At 44.7% G+C, this 22,316-nt stretch carries 26 protein-coding genes; all 26 read left to right on the top strand.

The genetic code is table 11. The features are described 5' to 3' along the window. Window positions 1-175 precede the first annotated feature (175 nt). The 26 genes from flgB to ACX9NY_RS12385 all read left to right on the top strand — a co-directional run bounded on the left by flgB (window position 176) and on the right by ACX9NY_RS12385 (window position 22,285). Window positions 176-583 carry a flagellar basal body rod protein FlgB gene (gene flgB, locus ACX9NY_RS12510; protein ID WP_339241571.1) on the top strand — a complete coding sequence of 136 codons (408 nt, stop codon included), beginning with the start codon at window positions 176-178 and terminating at the stop codon, window positions 581-583. A 6-nt stretch (window positions 584-589) separates the two neighbouring features. Further along, window positions 590-1,039 carry a flagellar basal body rod protein FlgC gene (gene flgC, locus ACX9NY_RS12505; protein WP_253433759.1) on the top strand — a complete coding sequence of 150 codons (450 nt, stop codon included), beginning with the start codon at window positions 590-592 and terminating at the stop codon, window positions 1,037-1,039. A 58-nt stretch (window positions 1,040-1,097) separates the two neighbouring features. Then, complete coding sequence (gene fliE, locus ACX9NY_RS12500; RefSeq protein ID WP_253433762.1) at window positions 1,098-1,409, top strand: flagellar hook-basal body complex protein FliE; 312 nt, start codon at window positions 1,098-1,100, stop codon at window positions 1,407-1,409. 137 nt (window positions 1,410-1,546) lie between these two features. After that, window positions 1,547-3,130: a flagellar basal-body MS-ring/collar protein FliF gene (gene fliF / locus ACX9NY_RS12495; protein WP_339241576.1), complete on the top strand. Its 1,584-nt coding sequence runs from the start codon at window positions 1,547-1,549 to the stop codon at window positions 3,128-3,130. Window positions 3,131-3,141: 11 nt separating this feature from the next. Beyond that, window positions 3,142-4,158 (top strand): flagellar motor switch protein FliG, encoded by a 1,017-nt coding sequence (gene fliG / locus ACX9NY_RS12490; protein WP_047842476.1) that lies wholly within the window; start codon window positions 3,142-3,144, stop codon window positions 4,156-4,158. Further along, window positions 4,151-5,014: a FliH/SctL family protein gene (locus tag ACX9NY_RS12485; RefSeq protein WP_253433768.1), complete on the top strand. Its 864-nt coding sequence runs from the start codon at window positions 4,151-4,153 to the stop codon at window positions 5,012-5,014. Before fliG ends, ACX9NY_RS12485 begins: the two co-directional genes overlap by 8 nt. Next, window positions 5,001-6,320, top strand: a complete 1,320-nt coding sequence (gene fliI / locus ACX9NY_RS12480; protein ID WP_339241579.1) for a flagellar protein export ATPase FliI — start codon at window positions 5,001-5,003, stop codon at window positions 6,318-6,320. The genes ACX9NY_RS12485 and fliI overlap by 14 nt, the downstream gene beginning before the upstream one ends. Window positions 6,321-6,331: 11 nt before the next feature. After that, window positions 6,332-6,784 (top strand): flagellar export protein FliJ, encoded by a 453-nt coding sequence (gene fliJ, locus ACX9NY_RS12475; RefSeq protein ID WP_339241582.1) that lies wholly within the window; start codon window positions 6,332-6,334, stop codon window positions 6,782-6,784. A 43-nt stretch (window positions 6,785-6,827) separates the two neighbouring features. After that, the gene (locus tag ACX9NY_RS12470; RefSeq protein ID WP_339241584.1) at window positions 6,828-7,769 is read left to right on the top strand and encodes a MotE family protein; all 942 of its coding nucleotides are present in this window, start codon (window positions 6,828-6,830) and stop codon (window positions 7,767-7,769) included. 40 nt (window positions 7,770-7,809) lie between these two features. After that, a complete protein-coding gene (locus ACX9NY_RS12465; RefSeq protein ID WP_339260437.1) occupies window positions 7,810-9,198 on the top strand; it encodes a flagellar hook-length control protein FliK in 1,389 nt (462 codons plus the stop codon). Between the two features lie 19 nt (window positions 9,199-9,217). Continuing rightward, window positions 9,218-9,775: a flagellar hook capping FlgD N-terminal domain-containing protein gene (locus tag ACX9NY_RS12460; protein WP_339260439.1), complete on the top strand. Its 558-nt coding sequence runs from the start codon at window positions 9,218-9,220 to the stop codon at window positions 9,773-9,775. A 50-nt stretch (window positions 9,776-9,825) separates the two neighbouring features. After that, the gene (locus tag ACX9NY_RS12455; RefSeq protein WP_440390150.1) at window positions 9,826-10,155 is read left to right on the top strand and encodes a TIGR02530 family flagellar biosynthesis protein; all 330 of its coding nucleotides are present in this window, start codon (window positions 9,826-9,828) and stop codon (window positions 10,153-10,155) included. Window positions 10,156-10,236: 81 nt separating this feature from the next. After that, the gene (gene flgG, locus ACX9NY_RS12450) at window positions 10,237-11,052 is read left to right on the top strand and encodes a flagellar basal body rod protein FlgG (RefSeq protein ID WP_339260443.1); all 816 of its coding nucleotides are present in this window, start codon (window positions 10,237-10,239) and stop codon (window positions 11,050-11,052) included. Between the two features lie 70 nt (window positions 11,053-11,122). Beyond that, window positions 11,123-11,344: a flagellar FlbD family protein gene (locus ACX9NY_RS12445; protein ID WP_076208897.1), complete on the top strand. Its 222-nt coding sequence runs from the start codon at window positions 11,123-11,125 to the stop codon at window positions 11,342-11,344. Continuing rightward, window positions 11,344-11,802 (top strand): flagellar basal body-associated FliL family protein, encoded by a 459-nt coding sequence (locus ACX9NY_RS12440; protein WP_339241590.1) that lies wholly within the window; start codon window positions 11,344-11,346, stop codon window positions 11,800-11,802. Before ACX9NY_RS12445 ends, ACX9NY_RS12440 begins: the two co-directional genes overlap by 1 nt. 40 nt (window positions 11,803-11,842) lie before the next feature. Next, window positions 11,843-12,841 carry a flagellar motor switch protein FliM gene (gene fliM / locus ACX9NY_RS12435; protein WP_253433786.1) on the top strand — a complete coding sequence of 333 codons (999 nt, stop codon included), beginning with the start codon at window positions 11,843-11,845 and terminating at the stop codon, window positions 12,839-12,841. Beyond that, window positions 12,831-14,099, top strand: coding sequence for a flagellar motor switch phosphatase FliY (fliY, locus tag ACX9NY_RS12430; protein WP_472478719.1), 1,269 nt, complete (start codon window positions 12,831-12,833; stop codon window positions 14,097-14,099). Before fliM ends, fliY begins: the two co-directional genes overlap by 11 nt. Before the next feature lie 28 nt (window positions 14,100-14,127). Next, window positions 14,128-14,493: a response regulator gene (locus tag ACX9NY_RS12425; protein WP_017689175.1), complete on the top strand. Its 366-nt coding sequence runs from the start codon at window positions 14,128-14,130 to the stop codon at window positions 14,491-14,493. Between the two features lie 11 nt (window positions 14,494-14,504). Next, window positions 14,505-15,041 (top strand): flagellar biosynthetic protein FliO, encoded by a 537-nt coding sequence (locus ACX9NY_RS12420; RefSeq protein WP_339243021.1) that lies wholly within the window; start codon window positions 14,505-14,507, stop codon window positions 15,039-15,041. Continuing rightward, the gene (fliP, locus tag ACX9NY_RS12415) at window positions 15,038-15,793 is read left to right on the top strand and encodes a flagellar type III secretion system pore protein FliP (RefSeq protein ID WP_315936325.1); all 756 of its coding nucleotides are present in this window, start codon (window positions 15,038-15,040) and stop codon (window positions 15,791-15,793) included. Before ACX9NY_RS12420 ends, fliP begins: the two co-directional genes overlap by 4 nt. Window positions 15,794-15,818: 25 nt before the next feature. Continuing rightward, on the top strand, window positions 15,819-16,088 hold the full coding sequence (gene fliQ, locus ACX9NY_RS12410) for a flagellar biosynthesis protein FliQ (RefSeq protein WP_047842485.1): 270 nt from the start codon (window positions 15,819-15,821) through the stop codon (window positions 16,086-16,088). Window positions 16,089-16,098: 10 nt separating this feature from the next. Beyond that, window positions 16,099-16,887 carry a flagellar biosynthetic protein FliR gene (gene fliR / locus ACX9NY_RS12405; protein WP_472478718.1) on the top strand — a complete coding sequence of 263 codons (789 nt, stop codon included), beginning with the start codon at window positions 16,099-16,101 and terminating at the stop codon, window positions 16,885-16,887. Window positions 16,888-16,910: 23 nt separating this feature from the next. Further along, window positions 16,911-17,993 carry a flagellar biosynthesis protein FlhB gene (gene flhB / locus ACX9NY_RS12400; RefSeq protein WP_342572580.1) on the top strand — a complete coding sequence of 361 codons (1,083 nt, stop codon included), beginning with the start codon at window positions 16,911-16,913 and terminating at the stop codon, window positions 17,991-17,993. Window positions 17,994-18,018: 25 nt separating this feature from the next. Beyond that, a complete protein-coding gene (flhA, locus tag ACX9NY_RS12395) occupies window positions 18,019-20,052 on the top strand; it encodes a flagellar biosynthesis protein FlhA (protein ID WP_339241599.1) in 2,034 nt (677 codons plus the stop codon). Next, window positions 20,049-21,401, top strand: a complete 1,353-nt coding sequence (gene flhF / locus ACX9NY_RS12390; RefSeq protein WP_472478717.1) for a flagellar biosynthesis protein FlhF — start codon at window positions 20,049-20,051, stop codon at window positions 21,399-21,401. The genes flhA and flhF overlap by 4 nt, the downstream gene beginning before the upstream one ends. Beyond that, the gene (locus tag ACX9NY_RS12385) at window positions 21,398-22,285 is read left to right on the top strand and encodes a MinD/ParA family protein (protein ID WP_472478716.1); all 888 of its coding nucleotides are present in this window, start codon (window positions 21,398-21,400) and stop codon (window positions 22,283-22,285) included. The genes flhF and ACX9NY_RS12385 overlap by 4 nt, the downstream gene beginning before the upstream one ends. Window positions 22,286-22,316: the final 31 nt, after the last annotated feature.

The following is a 22,316-nucleotide window of genomic DNA, read 5'->3' as shown; positions in this document are numbered from 1 at the left end:
ATTGTAATAAATCCCAAACTCGAAGAAACTTATGTTATACGACAACATCAGAGTTAATTCTACTTAAGTCCTAGAAAACCGTGTAAAGACGAATGTTTTTGTCGAAAAAACATAAGAATTTTCAAGGTGAAATATTCAATGTTTTTCCATAACTTCTAAAGAGAGGAGGGGGATTGTGAATCTTTTAAATGATATCAGCTTTAAAAGATTGCAGGGTGCACTCGATGCGTCCAATATCAGACAACGAACGATTGCTGACAACATCGCGAATGCCGATACCCCGTATTTCAAGCGCTCAGACGTTTCTTTTGAAGAAATGTTGCAAGGGCAAATGAATGGAGATATGCCTGTTCTTAAAGGTAAAGTCACTGATGCAAGGCATTTTGTCATAGGTCCTTCCTCTTCCGTACCAACGCCAGTAGTTAATATGGACCAGTCAACATCCATGAATAACAACCAGAATAATGTCGATATCGACAGAGAAATGAGTCTTCTGGCGGAGAATCAGTTGCGTTATAACGCTTATATTCAGCAAGTGAGCGAACAAATTAAAATGATGCGTGTTGGCGTGGAAGGGAGATAACCTAAATTGAACATTAGTAATAGCTTTAGTATTAGCAGCTCAGCATTGACGGCCCAACGGTTGCGAATGGACGTTATATCTTCTAACATTGCCAACGCAGAGACGACGCGCGCGAGCGTATCCAATGGAGAAGCGGTTCCTTACAAACGCAAAATGGTCGTACTTGAGCCGAATAAAACGTCATTCGGTACGATGCTGCAAAATCAGATGAGAGGTAGCGGCTCAGGAGATGGTGTTAGAGTAACCGAGATTCGTGAGGATCAGTCACCATTGAAGCCTGTGTATGACCCTACTCATCCAGATGCCAACGCTGAAGGATATGTATTTATGCCTAATGTGGATATTGCAAAAGAAATGGTCGACATGATCTCTGCTTCGCGTTCCTATGAAGCAAACGTGACAGCACTGAACTCAACCAAAGCGATGATCTCCAAAGCTTTGGAGATTGGAAGATAATTTACTTCGAAATAAAAATAAGAAAGATACAAACCAGGGATGAAGGGGAGGGACATTAATGATTCAGAACAACATGTTTAGCACACAAGGTATACAACCGCTACAGATGAAGAATGCAACCGAAAGTAAGCCTTCTACACCAGCCGAAACCATTCAGAGCTTCGGTACATACTTACAGAATGCATTAGGGTCCGTCGCCGCACAAGAGACTCAATCGCATGAAATGTCTAATCAATTTTTGGTCGGCAAAGCGAATGTGGATCAGGTGATGATTGCTTCAGAGCAGGCCTTGTTAAGTCTACAACTCACAACTCAAGTCCGAAACAAAGTGGTCGAAGCATACCAGGAAGTTATGCGAACGCAATTATAAGATAACCTACTTGCGCTTCGATAATAGCGCTGATCATTACAACAAAGCAGCTGCGATGCTGCTCCTGATCCTCAACCTGTGGAACGGCTAAGGTTGAGTAAGGACAGACTAAGCAAAGTTTCGGATGGGGTGACAGAGTGAATGAGAGAATTGCCCAGTACAGGGATAAGGCATCCCAGTATTGGAATAGTTTTAGCAAAAAGCAAAAAGTATTATTTATATCCACCTTCCTGTTTCTGATTTTGGCTGCAGTTGTACTCACGATGCAATTGTCCAAGACCGAATATGAAGTTGCTTTTACAGACTTGAATGCAAGTGATTCAGCGGGCGTTATCAGTTATCTCGATTCATCCAGCATTCCATACAAATTAAGTTCAGATGGCAAGACCATATCCGTACCAAGTACAAGTGTTGCAATTGCAAAGGTGAATGTCGGATCTCAAGGGATTATTCAGAATGGTTCATTGGGGTATAAGTCATTCGAGGAGTCATCATCCCCCATTGGGATGACGGATAAAGAGTTTGATGTAAAATACAACAACGCTATAAACGGAGAAGTAGAACAGTTACTTCAGCGGATGCAAGGCATACAGGATGCTAAAGTACTGGTGAATATGCCGAAAGATAACATTTTTGCCGGTTTAGAAGAACAGGACAAAGCATCAGCATCGGTAGCTCTCCAATTTAAACCGGGGTATCACCCAAATCAGGCAGCAGTAGATGGCTACTTTAACTTGGTTAAGACTGCAATTCCTAATCTGCCTATTGAGAACATCACCATTACAAACACAGATGAAGCAGAATTGATTCCAACTGCCCGTGGTGGCAGTGGCGGGTTGTCTTCCGAAGTTCAAGAAAACATGGCTTTACAGAAAAAGTTTGAAAACGATGTCCGCAATAACGTAAAGCAATTTCTTTCCCAGATTGTAGGCGAAGACAAAGTTAATGTGTTGGTAGCCTCCAAGCTTAATTTTGATAAAGAAACACGCAAAGAAAATCTGGTCACACCTGTTGATGTAGAGAATATGAAAGGCATCGAGATCAGTGTGCAGGAGATTCAAAAGAGCTACACTGGGGCAAGCAACCCAACTGGTGGTGTTGCTGGCACAGGACAAGAGGAAGTTCCTGGTTATCCATCATCTGATGCAACAGGTAACTCCACCTCAGAAGAATCATCAAGTACTATTAACTACGATGTTAATCGAATCGCCAAGGATATTATTTCCAGTCCGTATACTGTAAAAGACTTAACCATTAACGTTGCAGTTGAACCACCGGATGGAGAAACAGAATTACAGGGACCTGTTCAAGACGCGATTGAGAACATTCTGGTTAACATTGTGCGCGCTTCATTGGCAGACTCAGGCACTGTAATAAGTGACGCTGATCTGACAAAGAAAGTTTCAGTCATGTCACAAGGGTTCCAGGCTGCATCAACAGCAAATACAGGCTTCCAGTTGTCCCCAGCCATGATGTGGGGCGGAGGCGCACTCATAGCGGCATTGATCGCAGCGGTTGTTATTTTGTTAGTACGCCGTCGCCGCAAACAAAACGAAGTCGAAGAAGAAGAGATTCCTCTTCCAATAGCAACAGAGTTCCCGTCCATTACGCTGGACAGTGTAACGAACGAAAGTCAGGTGCGCAAACAATTGGAGAGTTTGGCCAAGAAAAAGCCAGACGAATTCGTCAATCTGCTGCGTACATGGCTGGCTGACGAATAGAGGTGAACGCATTGGCGAAGGCAAGCAGTCAAGGTTTGACTGGAAGACAAAAAGCAGCAATTTTGTTGATTACATTAGGTCCGGAAGTGTCGGCTCAGATCTTCAAACATCTGCGTGACGAAGAGATTGAGCAATTAACGTTGGAGATTGCCAACGTTCGCAAGGTTGATTCTTCTGAAAAGGACATGATTATGGCCGAGTTTCACCAGATCTGTCTGGCGCAGGAATATATCTCTCAGGGCGGTATCAACTATGCGAGAGAAATCTTGGAGAAAGCTCTGGGTTCATCAAAAGCACTTGAAGTCATTAACCGTTTGACAGCTACACTGCAAGTCAGACCGTTTGACTTTGCACGCAAAGCGGATCCGAATCAAATTTTGAACTTTATTCAGAATGAAAGTCCGCAAACGATCGCGCTGGTTCTCTCTTATCTTCAGTTCGAACAGGCTGCAGCGATTCTATCATCTTTGCCACAAGAGAAGCAGGCAGATGTTGCTCGCCGAGTGGCGGTTATGGATAGTACTTCGCCAGAAGTCATCTCTCAAGTGGAGCGAGTTCTGGAACAGAAGTTATCTTCTACCGTAACCCAGGATTACACCAATGCGGGTGGTATTGAATCGATTGTACAGATTCTGAACGGAGTCGATCGTGGTACAGAGCGTACCATTTTGGACTCGCTTGAAATTCAGGATCCGGAGCTTGCAGAGGAAATCAAAAAACGCATGTTTGTATTCGAAGATATCGTCAATGTGGATGATCGTTCTATCCAGCGTATTATTCGTGATATCGACAACGCTGATCTGCAACTCGCACTCAAGGTGGCAAGCGAAGAAGTTCGGGATGCGGTGTTCCGGAACATGTCGAAGCGGATGTCCGAAACATTCAAAGAAGAGATGGAGTTCATGGGTCCTGTGCGATTGCGTGATGTTGAGGAAGCTCAGACACGCATTGTAGGCACGATACGCAGATTGGAAGAAGCCGGTGAGATCATTATCGCACGCGGTGGAGGAGATGATATCATTGTCTAATTTGATTAAATCTTTCCAGTATGTACCCGTTGATGACCACAAAAAACTTGAAAACCATCATCATTATGGTGGTGACGAAGAGTCTGAGACGGAATTATCCGGTGATCGTGCTGAAGGTTCTGAAGCAGAGACGCTTCAAGCACGCGTGGACGAAGAAACACAACGTCTTACCGCAGAAATGCTGGAAGATGCCAAGGAGTTTGCAGAAAAGCAAGTACGTGAAGCTTCAGAAGAGGCAGAGCGCATGCTTCAAGAAGCCCGTGAACAGATCGACAGCTGGTGGCAGGAACAACGACAACAGGATGAACATCTGACCGAAGCGCTTCGTTCACAAGGTTTCCAACAGGGTTTTGAAGAAGGAAAAGTACAAGCTGAAGTAGATCTCCAGGTGCAGATCGATAAGATGATGATTGAAGCTCAGGAAGTACTCAAGGAAGCTTATGTAGCTAAAGATCAGATCATTCAGGAAGCCGAACCGTTCCTTGTGGATCTCGCTTGCGGGATTGCTGAGAAAGTCATTGATAAGCAACTTACCATTGAACCTGATCATACACTGGAATTGATTCGTCAGAGTTTGTCACGTAAACGGGAGCAGGGGTTAATCACACTTTGTGTGGCGCCCGATCAGTTTACATTTGTACAGGCAGCTCGTGAAGAATTGTCTCTGTCTATTGACTCTCAGGCAGAACTGCAGATTTTGCCTGATTCAACAGTCAAAGATAAGGGATGTGTCATTCGTTCTTCGTTCGGAAGTGTAGATGCGAGAATTGATACACAGCTTGCTGAGATTAAAAAAGAACTGGTCCGCATAGCACTTGAGGATGAGGAGCGAAGAAATCAACATGAAGGTTCTTAGTTCACAGCGATATATGGAACATTTGAAGCAATTCGATCCTGTTCGTATTAACGGCAAAGTTACTCAGGTCATTGGTCTTATGGTGGAGTCAGAAGGGCCAGATGCAAGTATCGGTGACGTATGTTATATCTATCCAGGTAAATCGGCCAAGCCTCTTCAAGCCGAAGTCGTTGGGTTTCGGGATAACAAAGTGTTGCTTATGCCGCTGGGTGAACTTCAATCCATTGGTCCTGGTTGCGATGTAGTAGGTACGGGCAAGCCACTGGGTGTTCAGGTGGGCTCCGAATTGCTCGGTAAAGTATTGGACGGACTTGGACAACCGCTGGACGGCTCACTCCTTCCATCAAGAATGCCAATGTACTCCACCTCCAATACTCCGGTCAATCCAATGGATCGTCCACGTGTACTTGAAACGATGGGTGTTGGTGTAAGAGCTATCGATGGATTGCTGACTGTAGGTAAGGGACAGCGTGTGGGCATTTTTGCTGGTTCTGGTGTTGGTAAGAGTACATTGATGGGCATGATTGCTCGTAATACAGCAGCGGATGTTAACGTCATCGCGCTTGTGGGTGAGCGTGGACGTGAGGTGCGCGACTTTATTGAACGGGATCTGGGTCCGGAAGGACTGGAACGCTCCGTAGTCATTGTTGCAACTTCAGATCAGCCTGCTCTGATTCGGATCAAGGGAGCAGTTATTGCGACCACGATTGCAGAGTATTTCCGAGATCGTGGAATGAACGTGATGCTCATGATGGATTCGGTCACTCGATATGCGATGGCACAGAGGGAAGTTGGTCTGGCCGTAGGTGAACCTCCGGCAATGAGAGGATATACGCCATCGGTTTTTGCAAGTTTGCCCAAACTGCTTGAACGAGCGGGTACAGGACCTACAGGCTCGATTACAGCCTTTTATACGGTGCTGGTTGATGGTGATGACATGAATGAACCGATCGCGGATGCGGTAAGGGGTATTCTGGATGGCCACATTGTGTTAAATCGATCCATTGCGAACAAAGGACATTTTCCAGCGATTGATGTGCTAGCCAGCATAAGTCGTGTTATGAAGGATATTGCTCCGGAAGAGCAGTTGGAAGCTGTTAATAATATGAAACGTTTGATGGCTGTGTACAAAGAATCGGAAGATTTGATCAATATTGGGGCTTACCAGCGGGGATCAAATGCAGCCATAGATGAATCGATAGACCAGATTGATAGTATATGGAACTTTACCAAGCAGAAAGTCGACGAGAAAGTCACCTTAAGTGAAGTGCAGGAACGTTTGATTCTTGAATTTGCAAGGAGATGAATGGGTAAACGATGAAATTTCGATATCATTTCCAGAAAGTTGTTGACTTGAAGAGTAATGAAAAAACACAGGCAGAATGGATGTTATCCACAGCGATCGGTAAACTTCAGACGGAGGAAGAACATCTGATACAACTTCTTAATGACAGAAGTAATCTGGTCGCCATTATCCAATCTGCTACGGAAAATAAAGCGTCTGTAAACAGTCTGCAGGAGATGCAGCGTTATGTACATCACCTTGACGAGTGCATTTCACGCAAAAACAGTGATGTTAAACATGCTCAGGTCAACGTGCAGCGGAATCAGACATTTCTCAACGGTAAGATGATTGACGAAAAAGTATGGCTTGGAGCGAGAGACAAGGCCAAAATCAAATTTCAGCAGGAGATGCTCCTCCGGGAACAGAACGATCTGGACGAGATGGCTACTGTACGCTTCGCTGCCAAAGCCGGACGCGCGAATTGATGTGAGCCGGACGCGAAGTTGTCTCGTGAAGGAGGAATGAACGATGGCTGTTAAAGATGATAGCGACATGGAAAAAGAGTCGGGAGGCGGTTGGGAAAAGTTTCTCATGATTTCAATCCCGATTGTATTCACCGTAGTATTGCTAGGTGTATTACTTACCCTATTTAATGTAGATATTCGTAATAACTTGTTTGAATTCGCCAACAAAATACCGGTAGTCAAGGAATGGGTACCTGATCCTGTACTGGATCCAGAGAAAGAAAAGCTGGAGAAGAGTGAGCAGCAGGTTGAAAGTGCTGAAGCCACAATCGAAAAGCTGAAGTCCCAGGTGACGGCTAAAGAAACAGAGCTCAAAGCAGCACAGGCAGCGACAACCACCGAAGCGAAGAAAGCAACGGAGCTTCAGAAAAAGTTGGATGATGCGGAAAAAGCGGCTGAAACCGCAACAGCGGCAGCGCCTGAAACGGAATCCGATTATCAAAAGCAAATCAAAGATTTGGCAAAGATGTATGCTGATATGAGCCCGAGCAAAGCTGCACCGATCCTGCAAAATATGACGAATGAAGAAATGGTTTTGTTATTGAATGCCATGCAATCATCTGCTCGGACCAAGGTGCTTGAAAAGATGGATCCGAAAACAGCAGCCGATGTGACCATGATGATGAAGGATGCCAAACCGTCCGGCGATCTGGCACTGGATGCACTGCAATCCCGATTGAAGAAGGAAACCGCAGCAACTTCAACTGCATCCACAACGACAAGCAAAAACCTGGATAAAAATCAGCTTAGTCAAACATTTGCTTCGATGTCTGCTTCAAGTGGTGCCAAGTTATTATTGGAAACATACAAGTTAAGTCCTGATAAAACATTGACCATCCTGAATTCGGTAGATGATGCAACACGCTCTCAATTGCTTGAGAACATGTCTTCAGAGGACTCGGTTGAAACTGCAAAAATTTTGAACAGATTAATGGGCAACAAATAGATCTCATTACACTGAACTAACCGAGAGGAGGTGAAAATAAATGTCGATTGTATATCAAATGGCATCCACAGCATCTGCAAAAGCAACGGGAACAGGTCAGGCGACTGGAGCACAATCGAAAGGTTCAGCTGCAGGGGCTAGCGGTGAATTTCTCCAAACTCTTGCACAATCGTTATCTGGAGGAAACACAGAAGGTGATAGTTCAAGCGCTGCTGGAAGTTTAACTGCTAATCCGCTGATGTTTTCCTTTGCTGCGAATGAAGAAGGGGAAGCGACATCAATCACGGATATACTGAATTCGTTGTTCACGGACTTGGATTCACTTGACGAAGCTTTGGAAAATGATCCAGCTCTACTTGCAGGTTTACAAACTCTGATTCAACAGATGTATACACAATTAAGTAATCCTTCAGGTTCTAATGCGGAAGGCTCCGACGAACCTTCGAACGGAGCGGAAAGCATAAATACAGTACCTGCAATTGAACTGTCCCAACATCCGGCAGCAGTACGTTTTGTTCTGCAGGATATGCTTACACAATTAGTAGCCGGAATGAATGATCCTGAGAGTAACGTTGCGAAGAACGCTCCGGAATTCAAGCAACTACTACAATCTCTGCAGGGTCAGCTTCAAGAGGCTGGAGTGGATACTAGCCATAACAAAGGATGGACTCAACTGAAATCCATACTGGAAACATTGACTGCAGTTAAGGATCAGACTGCACAAGTCGCTCCAAGTACTTCACTTCAAGCACCCAAACAGGATTTGGTCGTACCTCAGGTTCTTGTTGCGGCAGTGGCAAACACTGGAAGCCAGGTGAAAGATGAGACGGAGACGACATCTGCTTCGAATGCAGGTGGAGAAGTCGAACACTCAACGATCATTACTGCGGGAGAACTGTCCTTGCGTTCATCAGGTACAACAGCAGGGAAACCGGCTGAACCTGTAATGCAAACATCACAGTTTGCCAAAGAAATGACACAATTTGTAGTCAACAAGCTGGATATTGTGCAGCAAAAAGGATTTTCCGAGGCGACCATCTCACTGCGGCCTGAGCACCTAGGGAAGTTGGATGTTCAAATCACCTTGCAGAATGGGCAGTTGGTTGCACGGTTTATGACTGAACATACGATGGCCAAAGACATGCTTGAACAGCAAATGACACAGCTGCGTTCTTCACTTCAAGCCCAGGGAATTCAAGTGGAACGACTTGAGGTTACCCAGAACAGTTCAATCGGATCACAGATGTATCAGGACGGAGGCCGTCAGCCGGGAAGTAATTCTCAGCAACAACGCCGTTCGCGTGAGCGTGAGGAACAATCGGATGATGCTATAGCTACAGCAGGAATTCAGGAAGAATTGCGTAACTGGCGTAGCGAACAAGTCGATGGAAATGAATTACAGAGAGATACGTTTAGTGCAGAGGCTTAAACAGAAATGAGGTGAGCAAATGGCTAACGAAATTGTTTCAATGAATAATACCTGGCCGAATTATTCGGCAGCCAATAAAGCAACCACAAGTGCTGCAACAAAAGAATTGGGCAAAGATCAGTTTCTAAAAATCCTGATTACCCAGCTGCAAAATCAAGATCCTATGCAGCCGATGGAGGATAAGGAATTTATCGCTCAAATGGCACAGTTCAGCTCCGTGGAGCAACTGGTCAATATTTCTACACAGCTTAAAACATTGAACCAGTCACTTGGTGCTGTATCCGGCATGATTGGCATGGAGGTAAGTTGGCTTTCTTCTAATAAAGATGACAACGGAACTCTTCGTCAGGGTATTGTGGATTCCATCATTGTAAGAGATGGTGTTCAATACGCAAAAGTGGGCAACGACGAGATTAAGCTGGATGAGATCATTCAGGTGAATTATCCAAAACAGGCAGAAGAGAGTCAAACTCCGGTACAGAACGTTCAAGGCGTAGCCCCTGAAACGAACGAGAGCCAGGAAGTTGAATCATCCGCTGAACCGGGTGATACGGAAGATAGCGGGAAAACGATATGAGTGATCGCATAACGGTTGGACAATTATATGCAGGCCCGATTACACCGAATATGCTTCAAAGACCCAAAACGGGAGAATCTTCGGCTGTCCCGGAAAAACCCTTTGCCAAGGTGCTGGAAGACAATCTTCTGAAATTGAGCAATCATGCTGCCAAACGATTGGAACAGCGAGGTATTGAGCTCAAGACCGAGCAAATGGAACAGATTGGTTCTGCTTTGGACAAAGCTGCTGCCAAAGGAGCCAAAGAGTCATTGATTTTAATGCAGGATATGGCTTTTATCGTCAATGTCAAAAATCGTACTGTGGTTACAGCTATGGATAGTGAAAGCATGAAGGATAATGTGTTCACTCAGATTGATAGTGCTGTAATCATTTCTTGACCGGCTGGCCCTTCTCGGGAGCCGGAATGCCGCTGACCGACTGATGCGGTAACCAAATGAAGACTGGGAGGATTTTTAAAAATGTTGAAATCAATGTACTCAGGCGTTTCCGGGATGCGGGGTTTTCAAACAAAACTCGACGTAATTGGTAACAATATTGCGAACGTAAACACGGTTGGCTTCAAGGGCAGTCGGGTTATGTTCAAAGATATTATGAGCCAAACGACGGCGGGGGTGACTGCCCCTGGAGATGCATCTGGTGGTGTCAATGCGAAACAAATCGGTCTTGGTGTATCCGTAGGTTCGATTGATACGCTGCATCTGGCAGGTAGCCCAATGACAACGAATAATCCAACAGATCTTCGGATTAATGGAGACGGATTCTTCTTGGTACGTTTGAGTGAAGATCAGGAAGTGCCCTACCTGACTCGTGCTGGGGACTTCCACGTGGATGCTGCGCGTAACCTTTTGACATCGGATGGATTGTTCGTTCTGGATAACGGTGGTGGAAATATTACCATTCCAGACGACGTCGTTTCCTTTACGATTGGTCAGGATGGAACGATTAACCAGACTATGGCAGATGGAACGATTGAAGCAGGTCCACAGATTGGAATAGGTAAAGTTGTCAATCCAGAAGGTCTTGAGAAAATTGGGGGCAACTTGTACCGTATGACAGCTAACGCGAATCCGGACGGGGCACTGGAACCATTGACAGCAAACAGTGCTGAGGACGGAACAGGAGCGATCATTGCTGGACAGCTCGAAATGTCAAACGTGGACTTGACTGGTGAATTTACTGAGATGATCGTAGCTCAGCGTGGATTCCAGGCCAACTCCCGGATCATTACAACGTCGGATGAAATACTTCAGGAAGTTGTTAACCTGAAACGTTAATAGCTGATTAATGAATTTTTTTAAAATGTGGGGGAGCTTGCTCCTCCCACTCTGATCAAGGGGGCTTAGCATGATTTCGGTTACGCGGTTAAATGGTTCTCCCATGTGGTTAAATGCGCTGATGGTTGAAATAGTGGAAGAGACGCCGGATACGTATATTACTCTGGTAACTGGAAAGAGACTGATTGTGCTTGAAAAAGCCGATGACGTTATTTCCAAGATTAAAGATTACAACCGTGAAATCGGGGTTCAGGCAGCCACTATTAAAGTGCAGCAAACGGAGGAATCCTGATGAAAAAAATGATGCCCTGGCTTGCAACGATGTTGCTTGCAATAACACTCATTGTGGTGGTTGTGTTTGTATTTATGCAAGGACAGAACGGGAATAAGGACGACACACATACGGCGGCAGCTTCAGAAAAGAAGATGACTGCGGATGAGATTGTAGAGGTTTCCTCTGAGCTTGGAGAAATTAAAACCAACTTGGCTGATACGGATCATGTTGTAGTTGTCAGCTTCTCATTCAAGTTGTCAGACAAAACAGCCAAAGAAGATTTTGAGAAAATTAAAGAAATTACAGTGAAGCCTATTATCATTCAGACGTTTGCGGATACAAAGTCTGAGGAGCTGGCTACAGCGAAGGGTCGAGTACAATTTAATGAGAGATTGACCGGACTAATTAATGAAGCTTTACCTGAAGGTAAGTTGAGCAGCACCAGTTTTTCAGCTTTTGTAATGGCGCCAATGTAAATGAACAGAACACGCTGTAGACCTGTAAGGGGGTGAGAACATGGTGGATGTATTATCACAAAATGAGATTGACGCCCTATTAGCAGCCCTTTCTTCTGGTGAGATGGATGCGGAAGAATTGAAGAAGGAAGAAACTCAGAAGAAAATCAGATCGTACGATTTTAAGCGGGCAGTGCGTTTTTCCAAAGACCATATCAGAAGCTTGACTCGTATTCATGAAAACTTTGCACGCTTTCTCACCACTTATTTTTCAGCCCAACTGCGGACGTTCGTTCAAATCAATGTCGTTCAGGTCGAACAGTTGCCTTATGATGAGTTTATCCGTTCTATTCCTAAGATGACGATATTGAACATTTTTGAAGCGGAGCCACTACAGGGAAGAATGGTGATGGAAGTCCATCCGAACGTGGGATATGCGATGTTGGATCGCCTGCTTGGTGGAACGGGGAGTGCTCCGACAAAGATTGCATCGATGACGGAGATTGAAACGACCATCATGGAGCGAATATTCAGCCGTGCATTTGAAAGTTTGCAGGAAGCATGGAAGACCGTGTTGGATATTTCCCCAAGGATGGAAGCGCTCGAGACCAATCCGCAATTTATGCAGATTGTATCTCCCAATGAAACGATTGCTCTGATCTCGCTCAGCACCAAAATTGGTGACACGACAGGCATGATCAATCTATGTATACCGCATGTCGTTCTTGAACCTATTATGTCACGGTTGTCAACTCATCAGTGGTTTGTTTCGGAGAAGAAAACCAGAGCTCCGGAAGAATATGATGCTTTAAGAGAGCGTGTGAACAAAGCCAAATTACCCATCGTTGCGGAATTGGGAGAATCCAGAATTTCAATTGCAGAATTTCTGGGTCTGTCCGTTGGTGATGTCATTACGTTGAACAAACCAGTGGATGAGGGACTTTCCATTAAAGTGGGTGACAAACTGAAATACATGGGCAGTCCGGGGACAATCAAGGACCGTGTGGCTGTGCAAATAGACGAGATTGTCACCGAAGGAGTTGAAGAATTTGACGAGTAAGGATTATTTATCCCAAGAAGAAATCGATGCTTTGCTCAGGCAATCGGAGTCGATAAACAGCTCGGAGCCCGCTGAAAAGACAGTTGATGATTTTTTGACCGAGCTGGAGCAGGATGCCTTGGGGGAGATTGGTAACATTACATTTGGTAGCGCGGCAACAGCCTTATCCACGCTATTGGGCCTCAAAGTAGATATTACAACACCTAAAGTTTCTATTATTAGTCGAACGCAGTTTGAAGAAGCCTTTCCCAAGCCGCATGTTGCCGTTCATGTGAATTACGTGGATGGATTTGAAGGCATTAACTCGCTTGTTATCAAGAAGAGAGATGCTCAAGTCATCGCTGATTTGATGCTGGGTGGCGAAGGAAATCCGGTCGATGAAGAACTGAACGAAATCCATATTAGTGCAGTACAGGAAGCAATGAACCAGATGATGGGTTCATCTGCAACTTCAATGTCCACGATTTTTAATCGTTTTGTGAATATTTCTCCTCCGGGAATCGATATTCTCAATCTGGAGAGTGGAGAAGGTGTAAGTAATCTCCCGGCAGATGAGACTCTTATCCAAGTTTCATTTCGTTTGTTAATAGGGGATCTGATTGATTCCAATCTGATGCAGTTGCTTCCAGTGCATTTTGCCAAAAACATGGTAGATATGTTGATTGGAGGTGCTCAGGAGTCAACTGCCAGCGCACCAGTGGCATCAACACCTGAACCTGCACCCGTACCCGCAACGCCACCACCAGTGGCAGAGCAGCCGCCCGTTCAACACCACCAGCCTCCACAGGCTCCTCAGCAGCCTGTTCAGGACTATAACGGATATGGACAGACTCCGATGGGGATGCCGCAAGGAATGCCGCCACAGCAGCCGTATGGCATGCCACCGCAGCAACCTTACGGTGCACCTCAACATTATGGTGGAATGCCAAATAGGAATGTTAACGTACAACCAGTTCAATTCGCCAATTTACAAAATGGGGCGTACGGTCAGGTAGACGAAAACAATTTGAATTTATTGATGGACATTCCCCTTAAAGTCACCGTAGAATTAGGAAGGACCCAGAAGCAAATTAAAGATATTTTGGAACTGTCACAGGGTTCGATTGTCGAACTGGATAAGTTAGCCGGGGAACCTGTCGATATTTTGGTGAATAACAAACTGATCGCCAAGGGAGAAGTTGTCGTTATAGACGAAAACTTTGGTGTTCGTGTTATAGATATCGTTAGCCAATGGGACCGAATTCAGAAATTACAATAAGCACAATTTAGGGAGGACTTGAATCAAGATGGCAAACCGAATTTTAGTCGTAGACGACGCTGCATTTATGAGAATGATGATCCGGGACATTTTGTCCAAAAATGGATATGAGGTTGTTGGTGAGGCACAGGATGGTTCACAAGCCATTGAGAAATTTAAAGAGCTTCGTCCGGATCTGATCACAATGGATATTACGATGCCTGAGATGGATGGCATTGCAGCTTTGAAAGAAATCAAGAAGATTGATGCTAACGCTAAAGTGATTATGTGCTCGGCCATGGGTCAACAAGCGATGGTAATCGACGCTATTCAAGCAGGTGCCAAAGACTTTATCGTTAAACCGTTCCAATCTGATCGGGTTATCGAAGCGATTAGCAAGACACTGGGCGTTTAAGAGACATGATGATGGCTCAGGGTGATATACCAGGAGGAGCTGGCGCGGGGACCAATTATTATTTACAGCTTGTATGGGTGATTGTTGTCCTGGCCGTCATCCTGGCCCTTATTGTCTATCTGATCCGGTTCTTAAACAAACGGAATCAGCAGTGGTTACGTCATGGCACGATTCGTACCCTGGGCGGGGTTGGACTGGGGCAAAACAAGTCGCTGCAAATTATGGAAATTGGTGGCGTTGTATATCTGCTTGGTGTAGGTGAAGACATCCAGTTGATAGATAAGGTTTCGGACCTGGAAGAGGCGCAAAGAATCATTGATTCCTTCGAACGGGATGCTGCTTCACAACAAGGTAATCTCTCACCTCTCATTGCCAAGCTGACAAAACGTTTCCGTAGAGAAGAACCGCCGAGGGAAATGGAACTAGAGGACACAACTTCTTTTCACGAAATGTTTGAATCCAAACTTCGGCAGATGCCTAACCGTAAAGAGAAGATGGAAAAGCTCCTGGATAAAGACAATACTACAGATCGGTCGAGGGATTCATGAAGAAAAAGATTTGGTTAGCGTGTTGTTTATTAGGACTTATCAGTCTGGCATCTGTAACGGTTGCCTTTGCCGAACCTATTCCGAATATTGATATTCAGATTGGGAACGGAGATGGAGGGACACCAAGCACGAGTTCACTGTCCATTATACTGTTAATTACGGTGCTTAGTATTGCTCCGGCCATGCTTGTGCTGATGACCAGTTTTACTCGGATTGTGATTGTACTAGGTTTTGTACGTACATCTTTGGGTACACAACAAATGCCACCCAATCAGGTGCTGGTCGGTTTGGCGCTATTTCTGACACTTTTCATTATGTCGCCAACGTTGTCTTCCATAAATCAGGTAGCGCTTCAGCCCTATCTCCAGGGAGATCTTACGCAAACCGAGGCACTTGAAAAAGCAGCGGATCCGATAAAGAAATTTATGTTTAGTCACACCAGAGAAAAAGATCTTCTGCTGTTTATGAAGTACAATCAGACTGAACAACCCAAGACTTATCAGGATATCCCAATTACTGTTATGGTGCCGGCATATGTAATCAGTGAGTTGAAGACAGCATTCCAGATGGGATTTATGATTTTTATTCCGTTTCTGGTTATAGACATTGTTGTTGCGAGTACACTCATGGCAATGGGCATGATGATGCTTCCGCCGGTCATGATCTCATTACCTTTCAAAATACTGCTCTTTGTCCTTGTGGACGGATGGTATCTGGTTGTCAAGTCACTGTTACTGAGTTTTAACACTTGATCCGGAAAGTTAAAGGAGGACGGTCATGACTTCGGAATTTATTATCGGTCTGGCCGGGAAAGCGGTATACACGTCATTGCTGGCCAGTGCACCCATGCTTATACTAGCTCTGGTTGTAGGACTTGCAATCAGTATTTTTCAAGCGACAACCCAAATTCAGGAACAAACATTAGCTTTCGTGCCAAAGATTGTTGCCGTACTTTTGGCGGTACTTTTGTTTGGACCTTGGATTTTGAATATCTTGGTCGATTTTACGTTTAACATTCTCGATAATCTATACAGATACATAGGGTAGACTTTAGCAGATGGAGACATTATTGCAAAGTTTCCCTGTCGCTCTGCTTATGTTTTGTCGAATCACATCATTTTTTGTAACTGCGCCGGTTTTTTCGGCTCGAAATGTACCAGCTTCAGTTAAAATTGGTATCTCTGCATTTGTCACTTTGTCTGTCTATCTGATTTACGGCGTAGACCAGACAGTACCCACAGACCTGAGCTATATTTTGCTCATCATCAGAGAGATTCTAATAGGCCTGCTTTTAGGTTTTGTGGCTTATCTGTTAATGACGGCTGTTCAGACTGCAGGGACCTTTATCGATCTACAGATCGGTTTTGGTATGGCAAATGTATACGATCCAATGACAGGTGCTTCTGCGCCACTTACGGGAAACTTGAAGTATGCATTTGCTATGCTTCTGTTTCTGACGATGAATGGACACCATTATTTGCTGGATGCGATCGTTTACAGTTACCGGTGGGTACCATTATCGAATTTGTTTTTCCTGCGGTTGGCAGATGGAAGTATTGCTGAATTTTTGATTCAAACTCTAAGTCAATCATTTATGCTGGCTTTTCAGATGTCGGCTCCGATTGTAGTTGCGTTGTTTTTGACGGATGTTGGATTAGGTTTTTTGGCCAAAACGGCTCCTCAATTTAATGTATTTGCAGTCGGATTGCCGCTTAAGTTACTCGTTGGTCTTGCTATTTTGCTTTTGCTGGTTCCCAGTTTCTCCTTTGTATTTAGTCAATTGTTCGAAGCGATATTCAGATCGATGGAAAAATTGCTTGGAACCATTGGACAAAGGCCCAGCTGAGTGAAACGGAGGAAAAGACACGGATGAAACTTCAACTCGACCTCCAGTTGTTTTCAGGGGAGAAGACGGAGAAAGCTACCCCGAAAAAGAGACAGGATACACGAAAAAAAGGACAGGTTGTCAAAAGCGCTGAACTATCTGGCGCATCCATTCTTCTGTTCGCGTTTTTGATCATGATGATATTCAGCAATTTCTATAAAGAACGTATAGTTCGTCTGTTCACAGATATCTTCATTAATCGATTGAGTATGGATATCACCGGAGGGAATGTGATGGCGCTTATGATGCGCTATGGCATTGAAGTTTTGTTATTGATCGCTCCCGTTTTGCTGGGTGCGGTATTGGTTGCTTTGATCGTTAACTACATGCAAGTTGGTTTTCTTCTTGTAGGGGAAGGTTTGAAGCCAAAACTTGAGAAACTGGACCCGATTAAAGGATTCAAAAATATTTTCTCTCTTCGCTCATTAGTGGAATTTGCTAAATCCATTTTAAAAATGTCGATTATCGGTTATCTCGTTTACAGTACAATTAAGGGCTACCAGTCAGATATTGCTTCACTTTCTCATTTTTCATTGGATGCTATTTTGCATTTCGCAGCATCGATCACTTTAAGTCTTGGTATCAAGATTGCAGTGGCATTGATGATACTTGCGATATTTGACTACATGTATCAGAAGTATGATCATGAGAAGAAGATCCGTATGTCCAAGCAGGACATTAAGGATGAGTACAAAAAAATGGAGGGTGACCCGCTGATCAAAGGTAAAATCCGGGAACGTCAGCGTCGTATGGCTATGCAGCGTATGATGCAGGAAGTACCTAATGCGGATGTAATCATTACGAACCCAACTCACTTTGCAGTTGCATTAAAGTATGAAGGTTCCGAGATGGAGGCACCACAGATTATTGCCAAAGGTCAGGATTATGTCGCCTTGCGAATCAAGGAAATTGCCAAAGAAAACGGTGTTATTACGATGGAAAACAAGCCGTTAGCACGGGCGTTGTTCCAGAGAGCCGAGATTGGTGACGCCATACCGGCCGATTTGTTCCAAGCGGTAGCCGAAGTGCTAGCTTATGTATATAAACTAAAGGGCAGAACGAAATAAAAGGGGATCGGAGGCCGTACATTCATTGAAAATTAAAGATATAGCTGTCCTTGCGGGTATCATTGGCATTGTGTTAATGATGATTCTCCCGATCCCGACCTGGCTGTTGGACTTGTTACTGGTCGTCAATATTTCAATTGCTCTGATGATACTCCTTGTTGCCATGAACAGCAAAGAAGCATTGCAGTTTTCTATTTTTCCGGCTTTGCTGCTGATCACTACACTATTCCGACTGGCACTGAACATTTCCACAACCAAGTTGATTCTTGGTAATGGTGATGCAGGAGCTGTAGTTGCTACCTTTGGTAGCTGGATTGCTGGAGGGCAAATTGCAATTGGATTTATCGTGTTTTTGATCCTCGTTGTCGTTCAGTTTATCGTTATTACTAAGGGTTCTGAGCGCGTAGCTGAAGTTGCTGCTCGATTCACTCTCGATGCGATGCCTGGTAAACAAATGAGTATTGATGCGGATCTGAATGCGGGTCTGATCAACGAGCAACAAGCTCGTGAGCGTCGTTCCAAAATTGAACGTGAAGCCGATTTCTATGGAGCGATGGATGGAGCAAGTAAATTCGTAAAAGGTGACGCAATTGCAAGTATTATCATCCTCCTGATCAATCTTATCGGTGGATTTATTATCGGTATGACTGTACATGGGATGGCTTTCGCAGATGCAATGTCAACGTACTCTGTATTGACTATTGGAGATGGATTGGTAAGCCAAATCCCTGCTCTGCTTATTTCCACAGCAGCAGGACTTATTGTCACCAGAGCGTCATCAGAAGGAAACTTGGCAGATGATATTACGGGGCAACTGTTTACATATCCAATACTTATTTATATTGTAGCTTTCGTTATTGCCATGCTCGGTTTCTTTACGCCAATTCATGTTATTACTACGCTTCCGCTGGCAGGTGTGTTGGCATATGCCGCGTGGCGCATGCAGAATAATTTGAACTTGAAACAGGAAGCGGAAGAACAGTTGGAAGAAGAACAGCAGATTGAAGAGGTCAGAAGTCCTGAAAGTGTAATTAACCTGCTTCAGGTGGACCCTATTGAGTTTGAATTTGGTTATGGTTTAATCCCGCTTGCTGATAATCAGCAGGGGGGGGACTTGTTGGATCGGATCATTATGATTCGGAGGCAGTGTGCTCTTGAACTGGGGTTGGTTGTTCCGGTTATACGGATTCGAGATAATATCCAGCTCAGACCCAATGAGTATGTGATCAAAATCAAGGGTAATGTGGTAGGTGGCGGAGAGCTGTTGTTGAATCACTACCTTGCCATGAGTCCAGGTTATGATGAGGAGTCAGTGACAGGTATCGAAACGACAGAGCCTGCTTTTGGACTTCCGGCACTATGGATTGATGAAGTAACCAAAGACAGAGCGGAACTTGCAGGATATACGGTCGTAGACCCGCCTTCCGTTGTGGCTACACATCTGACGGAATTGATCAAAAAGCATGCGCATGAGTTACTTGGAAGACAAGAAACGAAAGCCCTTGTGGATAATCTCAGAGAGAACTATTCTGCCCTGGTGGATGAACTGATCCCTTCACTACTTTCCATTGGTGATGTGCAGAAAGTACTTGCCAAGTTATTGCGTGAGAAAATATCCATTCGTGATATGGTTACCATCTTCGAGACACTAGCTGACTATGGTACATATACGAAGGACCCTGATGTGTTAACTGAGTACGTCAGACAATCCCTCTCACGTCAGATTACTCAGCAATTCTCACAGAAAGGTGAGACACTTCGGGTGATCACCGTTGGACCTGGTCTCGAGAAGAAAATTGCTGAAAGTGTGCAACAATCGGATCAAGGTAGCTATCTTGCGCTAGATCCTGTTTCTACACAAAGTGTTTATCAGAAGCTGAGTGAACAAGTGAACCGTTTGATTCAATCAGGTCAACAACCTGTTGTATTAACTTCTCCAACCATTCGGATGTATCTGCGTCAGGTTATTGAACGTACTATGCAGGACATTCCTGTGCTTTCCTACAGTGAATTGGAGCCGAATGTTGAAATTCAAAGTATCGGGGTGGTGAACTTATGAGAGTAAAACAATACGTTGTTGAGACCATGCCCGAAGCTATGCTTCAAATTCGCAAAGACCTGGGAAGTGATGCCGTCATCCTGTCCACCAAAGAGATTAAGGTGGGCGGTGTGATGGGAATGTTTCGCAAAAAACGGATCGAAGTTGTAGCTGCAGTGGATAAGGAAGAAAACAAGCAAACGACAAAGCCCGTACAAAATCAATTCACACCTGTACCTCGTGCATTTGTACCTGAGGCTTATCGGCAAACAGCACGTTCGTTTGTTGCGGCTTCTGATGAGTCGGCGACAACGAATACAGCTGATCAAAGTATACAGGAACAATCTGCTGCCGCGCCATCTGTGTTTGAATCGCGTAATATCAGTTCAGACATAGACAGCGGCTCAGGTTCTTCGAGCACCGATCATAAACCGCGACCGCAAGGGGCGGATTTTTCGGGTTCAACAACTGCGACGAAGCCAACAGGTTCAGACCTGCAGCAGGATAAGTTGATGACTGAATTGCAGGATCTTAAACAGATGGTGACCAGGCTTTCTAAGCAAGGTACTTCCGCGGACCCTCTGACAGAGGAACTGCAACCGATCCGAGAACGTCTGACAGAACAAGATGTTTGGCCTGAAGTTTGGGAAGCCTGGTTCGATTCAATCCAAACAAGATTGTCTGAGGATGAATTGAAGGAACAGGATGTAGAACACGTTGTGAAGCTTGAGGTCATGCACTTTTTGGAACAACGTATTGAAGAAGGCATCCTTCCTACCACTCGAATCGTCTATGTTGCTGGACCAACAGGTGTAGGAAAAACAACTACAATCGCAAAATTGGCTGCTGAGCAAATGTTCAAAAAACATCGTAAAGTTGGATTCATTACATCAGATACGTATCGGATCTCGGCGGTAGAACAGCTTAGAACATATGCATCTATACTGAATGTTCCACTTGAGGTGGTGCAATCGCCCGGGGATACACAACGTGCCATTTCTCGATTAGAGAATTGTGACTTGATTTTTATGGATACAGCAGGTAGAAACTACAGAAATGAATTGCTTGTTTCGGAACTGCAAAGTTTGCTTGCTCCGGTAGAGAATAGCGAAACCTTTCTGGTCATGAGTATGACTTCCAAAAGCGCTGATATGGTTCAGATTACGGAACATTTCAGTAAATATGGCCTGGATAAGGTGATTTTCACCAAAATGGATGAGACTGGGAGCTGCGGTCCGTTATTTAATTTGTTACACCGTTTTCCACTCAAGCTCGCATATGTGGCTAATGGACAAAATGTTCCGGACGATTTGTTGAAGCCGGATGCAGATTCATTGTCTAAACAGTTGCTGGGAGAAGGGCCACAATGAAGGATCAGGCAGCTGCACTTCGAAATATGGTCTCCGCGCCATTGGAATTGGAAGGTATTGAGCGAGATATTCGATCCTCTAAAATCATTACTGTGGCCAGTGGTAAGGGAGGTGTTGGTAAATCCAATTTCACACTGAACTTTGCCTTGGCACTGCAGGCTTTGGGGAAAAAGGTACTTGTGTTTGATGCCGATATTGGAATGGCTAATATTGATGTTCTTATGGGTACGTCTTCTTCCTATAATCTTTATCACCTGTTATACCGACAAAAATCTATAAGGGAGATCATACAACTGGGTGCCAGCGGCTTGCCTTACATTGCTGGTGGATCGGGCATGAAAGAGTTATTCTCATTGTCTGATCGTGATCTGGAGTTCTTCGCCAGTCAAGTGGAGGATATTGCCCAGGAAATGGATTATGTCATCTTCGACACTGGGGCAGGACTCTCCAGGGAGAATATGAAGTTCATCGGTGCTGCCGATGAATGCCTGATTATAACCACACCTGAACCGACTTCAATAACCGATGCTTATGCTTTAGTCAAAGTTATGCACGGCCAGGAAAATGCTACGCCCTTTCGGATGATCGTTAACCGGGTGGAGGACGAACGAGAAGCGGAACGGGTGGCAGATAAAATAACTGGAGTGGCAAGGCGGTTTTTGCAAACGGATATTCCGCTGCTTGGGTATATTTCGGAAGACGCCCAGGTAGTCAAGGCGGTTAAAAGGCAAATGCCCTATAGTCTGGCTTATCCCAATGCCAAAGCCTCCAAAGATATAGAGAAACTTGCTCTTCGTTATCTGGCTGTACCTGCAACTCCGGGATCCGGAACCTTGACAGGAATCAGGGGATTTATGAATAAGTGGCTTAAACGGACAACATGATTTCTGAAAAAAGGAAACAGGGGTGACACAA

It is taken from the genome of Paenibacillus sp. CB74 (assembly GCF_055687625.1).
The sequence above is the reverse complement of the archived record's forward strand: the minus strand, read 5'-3'. Positions and strand labels throughout refer to the sequence as shown.